At 45.7% G+C, this 6,190-nt stretch carries 5 protein-coding genes; 2 read left to right on the top strand and 3 right to left on the bottom strand.

Annotation, left to right across the window (positions count from 1 at the left end):
• Window positions 1-181, top strand: a 181-nt coding sequence (locus BUF15_RS27970) for a hypothetical protein (protein ID WP_234981283.1), incomplete at its 5' end; no start/stop codon positions are given.
• Between the two features lie 405 nt (window positions 182-586).
• Here the strand turns inward: BUF15_RS27970 and ppx are convergent.
• From ppx to BUF15_RS25980, 3 genes are all read right to left on the bottom strand, one after another.
• Entirely contained in the window at window positions 587-2,086 is a 1,500-nt protein-coding gene (ppx, locus tag BUF15_RS25970; protein ID WP_073617230.1) for an exopolyphosphatase, read from the bottom strand.
• Window positions 2,087-2,374: 288 nt separating this feature from the next.
• Window positions 2,375-3,973, bottom strand: a complete 1,599-nt coding sequence (locus tag BUF15_RS25975; RefSeq protein ID WP_073617232.1) for a Na/Pi cotransporter family protein — start codon at window positions 3,971-3,973, stop codon at window positions 2,375-2,377.
• A gap of 564 nt (window positions 3,974-4,537) precedes the next feature.
• A complete protein-coding gene (locus BUF15_RS25980) occupies window positions 4,538-5,458 on the bottom strand; it encodes a Tim44 domain-containing protein (protein WP_073617234.1) in 921 nt (306 codons plus the stop codon).
• 455 nt (window positions 5,459-5,913) lie between these two features.
• On the opposite strand from BUF15_RS25980, the gene BUF15_RS25985 reads away from it, so the two are divergent.
• The coding region (locus tag BUF15_RS25985) for a transposase (RefSeq protein ID WP_200802505.1) at window positions 5,914-6,190 on the top strand (277 nt) is incomplete at its 3' end.

The raw sequence follows: 6,190 nt of genomic DNA on the forward strand, positions 1-6,190 counted from the left end.
TGATGTTTGGAGTTATCACCTTATTTTCAGATCAACTTTTACGGCTGCTTGGTTAGGTTGTCAAAGATCTATTTGTGGCCACAGTGCAAAGCCTCACGCTCTGGTCATTTTGCAAGAGGCTCTATGTATCACTCCTGAAGGTGAAACAGTAAAGCTCCTACTACAAATACAGCAATGGTAATAAGAATGAAAACATACCCAACATTATTAGGACAAGAGGGATTCCAACCTTGAGGAATTCAGAAAACGTATACTCACCGGCGCTCATGACTAAAAGATTACTCGTTACGTGATTTAAAATAGTTGCGGCTACTGATTACAATGGGAGGTTATCTTTCAAGCGACCTGCCAGTGATTGATATTCATCTCATCCTGCCCAGCGCTACTCATAGAGGTCGGTTCGCCTGCTTAAAGCATTACGGACATTACCCTGAGATCGTAGTTTCTTCAACAAGCCCAGATCAAGATCAGTAATCATCAGCCTTGCTGATAAACTTAAGGGTTATTTGAACGGAAGAGGTCATATGAGCTTGGCCTAAAAATCAAGATGAGATCTGTCTTCTATTCCTGCTAGAATAGCAGGTCACTAGCTAACCTTGAGATTAAAACCCACCTTTTTTAAATACTTGGATTCCTGCTCAAGGCTGGCTCTTTGCAGGGGGTGATTTATCAACTCATGCTGTGCAAATTGTAGGATCAAAGTATTTTCACTAGCAATCACTTGCTCGATAGCCGCCGTCTCGTCTTTGCGGGAACGATGGAGCAGGACGGCAAGACGAAGAAGAATTGCAAGCCTCAAAGCGGTCTTTTGGTCCTTTACGGGCAAACCGCTAAAGTATTTATCTGATATTTTCTTGCGCTGGCAACGCACCAGGACACTCATCCAGTCCTGCTCCTCCAAAGAAAATCCAGGAAGATCTGCGTTGGCCAGAAGATATGCGCCATGTTTCTGATAACCACTTAATGAAACCGCGAGACCAATTTCATGAAGACTACTTGCCCAATGCAGTTTCTCGGCGTCCGCCAGTCGCAGGTTCCACGCTTTTTCGCAGGCGGTAAAAAGACGGTGCGAGGCTAGACTCACCCTTCGCGCATGTTTCTGGCTGATCTGAAATCGTTGCTGCACACTGGAAATGGTTTTCAATCGCGTATCTTCACGCTGAATCCTGCCAAGACGTTCATAGAGAAGGCCTTCCCGCAAGGCACCTTCGGAAACCTGCATCTTTTCGATTTTAAGTGCCTCAAATGTGGCCATGAGGATAGCCAGCCCTCCTGCAAAAACAGGTTGCCGGTCTCTGTCTAAACCTGGAAGAACAAGGTCTTTCACATGCCCAGCTGCTATCATTCTATTTCGTATTTCGTATAAACTTTCCAAGGTGATATGATAGGTCTCAAGACCAAGCGCTTTCACGATGCTTCCCGCTGCCCTAATCGTCCCCGATGCCCCAGCAGCAGAGACCCAGCCAACTTCTCGAAAATCGCGTCTCACCGGACGCAATTCCATATGTGCTGCAATGCGAGCTTTCTCCCAGTTTTTCTTGCAGAGGTCTCCGTTTTTGAAAAACGCCCGACTCACACTTACGCAACCCATTTCTAGACTGCTCAGGTGAAGAGGCTCAAAACCCTCACCAATAATCAATTCCGTGCTTCCTCCGCCAATATCCATGACAAGGCGCTTCCCATCCTCAGCCACTAGAGAATGGGAAACACCAAGATAAATCAGGCGAGCCTCCTCCTTTCCACCAATAATTGAGATCGGGTGGCCCAGAACCTCACTGGCGCTTTGTAAAAACTGACGGGAATTTTTCGCCTGCCGCAGAGTATTTGTTCCAACGGCAGCCACGCTGCCTTGAGGTAATTTTTGCACACGTTCCGCAAAACGATCTAGACAGGAAAGAGCACGTATCCGTGATTCCTCAGATAATCTGCCATCTTGATCAAGACCGCCTCCCAGGCGCACCATTTCCTTTATTCTATCAAGAATGTGAATATGACCATCCTCAATACGGGCAACAACTAGGTGAAAACTGTTAGAGCCCAAGTCTATAGCTGCTAAATATTGTGGTGAGTTTTGTTGATCATTCATAGAAAAAGCGGTTCGCAGGAAGATGATTTATTTGATTTGACAGCATAGCAATAAAATAAAGGTGAAAATCAAATCCATTATCACCTTTACGTGATGACGGGTAGTTTCTTGTCATGCTTTATGGATAGCCATGTTTCATGCTGGTTGACACTTTATAGTCGAGCCTGGGTCAGAGGCGCTATCACATGAGAATTTGTCGGTTTCTACATCTAAACCACACTGCAAATGAGAAATACAAAACGCTACTCCGATAATTGAACGAATCGTTGTCATGCCAGTTATAGTGAATTAAAGATCATTGAAATGCTCAACTATATTATACGAATGATCCCCAATCCGTTCGAGATCTCTTAACACTGAAGGATAAAAGGCATCGAGGCCGGTTGTGCCCTTCGTTTGTTCCAGCCGGCCATAATGCTTCTTCCTATACTCCCGTTCAAGGGAGTCATTCCTGTCCTCTACCTGGGTCACATCCGTCATCAAGGTCTTGTGCTTTCTTTTGAGCGCCAGAACTGCAGCACCGTAAAGGTCGACAGCATTATCAAAGATCTTTTCGAGTTCTCTTTTAGCCGGTTCCGAGAAGACAATCTCTTTTTGTTTCGCATATTCGGCAAGATTTTCAGCTAGATCCGCAACCCGTTCAATATCAGTCAAGGAATGGGCAATGGCTCGTTTTTTTGAGATATCCCTGTCGGAGAGCAGCAGCATACTGATTTTACTCATATAGTCGGAGAGTCTGTTATGTATGGCGTCCACGGTTTTCTCATATTCTATGATGGTTTTACCGGCTTTTATGTCGTCGGCAAAGAATGCTGCCCTGGCCAGTTTGAGCATCTCTTGGGTGAGGGAGGCCATTTTACGAACTTCTTCTTCTGCCTGATACAGAGCCAGCGCAGGAACTTTCAGGATGTTGTTATCGAGGCCTCGTGAAGTATCGGTTACATTGATATCCTCTCCCGGGATAATTTTCTTTAATATAAAAATCAGAGCCGAAGTAAAAGGCAGAAGTATAAAACTGACAGTCACATTGAATACTGTATGCGCGTTCGCTATCTGCCTGGGAATATCATTAGCTGTGGAGGCAATGAGTTCTGAAAATGGCGAGATGAAGGGATATATCAGCAACGCTCCCAGAAGGTTGATGAAAAATTGTGCCATTCCCGTTCGTTTAGCCGAATTATTTGTTCCCACAATGGCTACCAGTTCCAAAACGCAGGTCCCGATATTTGCACCGATAATAAGGGTAATTCCTGAGGTCAGGCCAACCACTCCTTCCATGCTCATGGCGATGACCAGGCTTGTCGTTGCCGAACTGCTGCTGGTGATTGTGGTGAAGATCGTACCAATGAGAATTCCGTAGAGCGGGAAGCTGCCGAACTGTCCAATCACATCTATTAAGAGTGGATAATCTTTGAGTGGTTTAGCACCGTCAGACATGATTTTCATGGACAGGAATACCATGCCTAGGCAAAACAGTAACTCACCAATGTTCCTGATGTCCTCCCTCGCTGGGAATGTAGCGCGGAGGATAAAACCGACTATGATAAGGGGGAAAAAGAAGACGGTAATCTTGAAGGCCACGATCTGGGCGGTGATTGTGGTTCCGATCTCTGAGCCGAGAATGACATATATCGCCTGGTTCAGATTCATCACTCCGGCATTGACCAGACCGAGTAGCAGGAGGACGGTTACGCTTGAGCTCTGGACCAGAAAGGTGACCATTGTTCCCGCAAAAATCCCTCTGAGCGGGCTTGTTGTGGCTTTTTCCAGGATTATTTTCAGACGGATACTGGCAACTCTTTTCATAGTATCGCTTAACATCGAGATACTGAACATGAACAGGACCAGACCGCCGAGGATCTTGCAGGCGAGCGTTGCAGTTTCCATAGATGATGTTCCTGGATTCTTCGGAAATTGGGTGACCGTGATACAGTGACAACATCAGTTATCACCCATCCTACTTACACCACATCATTTGATCAACCTCGAACTGCAAATCGGAACTGCGAACCAGCTGCAGAAAATGTGCAGAACCGATATGTATAGTTTTTGCCGTACGCCTAGCCGAGGGCGCATAAGATGCAGCAGGGGGCATTGAGTTAACGGAGGAGTCTTTCGATAACCTGCTGCAGACTTACCTCATCAGCCGGCTTCGGTTTGATTGCTGACAGGTGACCCTTTTAAAAAACAAGATAGAAAATGGCAATCATACGCACAGCGCTCTTTTGAGCAGGTGAGACTATTCTTGACCAGATGTTACGGGAGGGTTACTTGGAAAACAGGTGACTGAACGATTCACCTGTTACGATTTAGGCGATCAGTAGTAATCTCTGATTTGGGCGATAGGTAGAGGAACAACATCTTCAATACGAAGAGAATCATAGCCAATTACAAACATCAACACCGCCTTCACAATAGCAGAATATGCCTTGTGAGGGCGGTGCGGATTTTTCAGCCTTCTTTTATACCTTCAAGTTTCCAGTCCTGAGTACCTGCAGGTCTAGCCCAAGTCCATTCTTCCCTGAATTTAACCGGATTGGTCTTGCTACCTGAAATCAGTTCGCCACTCTTGTCATCAACCGTATAATCAAGAAGATTGGCAGTAAACAATACGGTGACAAAATCCTGGACACCATCACTACCTGCTTGAACAATCTCCACGCCGCGGATAGCAATAGACTCCAGCTTGTTGATATGCCCGTTGCGGCCCATTTCTATAAAATGTTCCTCATACTCCTGTGCTAGTTGTTCGCCGAGAAGATGACGGTAGGAATTGAGTTCGCGATGCATCCACCCAGCCTGCACCTGGAAAAACACGTCGGAGGCTACTTCTTTAAAATATGCTGGATCAAAATCCCTATCATTCTTCTTGATCTGACTAATGCCATCGGCCAAAAGATTAACCTCGGCAGTTGGCATGGGTTGTACCTGGTTGACACTATTTGTACCTCCACCAAAGATGCTGCTTGGTTGGGTGTCATGCCGAGTATATTGGTTAGGCGCGATATTGCCAGCATTCTGCCTTGCGCTAGCAAACTTCCTGTAAAAAAAGAAAGCGGCACCACCCAGAATCAGCAAAGGGAGTACTCCCATACCGGATCCTCCAGCCCCAAACATCGAGCCGAACAACATTCCACCAAGAGCACCGCCAATCAGTCCACCCATGAGGCCACGCCCAAGACTTCCACCAGTTGCAGGGGCACTTGCAGGAGTATTCGTTGGAGTTTTCGCTTTGCTGGGACTTGAGCTGAAGGATTTTCCGCCAACTTTTGAGCGGGCTTCGGCATAATCCGTCGTCAAGCCTCCTTCGATGAGTGCAAACGCAATTAGTATCAAAAAAATCGGTGCGAATCCCTTCCATAATGCTGTCATAGTCTTTTCATATCTCCAGTTATTGACTGTTCATTTCCAGGCGGGCTTAAAGCCAACCGTACCTGCCGAGTCGCTTGACAAAACAATCAAGGCTCGAATGTGCCGCCCCAATCCTGTTTTTCACTGAGGGGCAATATTCAATTATGAATGGGGTAGATGCTAAAGCACAAAAAAGATCAGGTCAAACAGATAAATACTGAGTGATAGTTCGATAAATACGAATAGTATTGAAGGAAATAAACAACAAATTATGCCTTGATAATTTGAGTTTAATCAATGGGTAATCGAGAATTTATATTTATTGATGATCAAAAAAGAGTTCTTGCTGAACAGACTCTGAAATTGCGAAGGCAGCGGGATGCCTGATGATCTGTTCTACAGAAATTGCAGAGGGCGTTCAAAATTTTGTGTCAGTTAACAAGAGCTGATATATACAGCTGACAAAGGAGACTGACATGACAGAAGATCAACCAGAATTCGATTTTAACCGTGCCCTTAAAGACCTCCAGGAGGGCAAGGCTCTCATGGGTAAGGAGGGTATCCTTACTCCGCTGATCAAACAGCTCACCGAGGCAGCTCTTGAAGCAGAACTGGATTCCCACCTCAAACAGGATATCACCGCAAACCGCCGTAATGGTAAAAGCAAAAAGACTATCAAATCCATGAATGGCAGCTTTGAGCTAAATACTCCTCGGGATCGTGAAGGGAACTTCTCACCTCAATTCGTGAAAA

This window comes from Desulfopila aestuarii DSM 18488, from assembly GCF_900143695.1.
GTDB classification, from domain to species: Bacteria; Desulfobacterota; Desulfobulbia; order Desulfobulbales; family Desulfocapsaceae; genus Desulfopila; species Desulfopila aestuarii.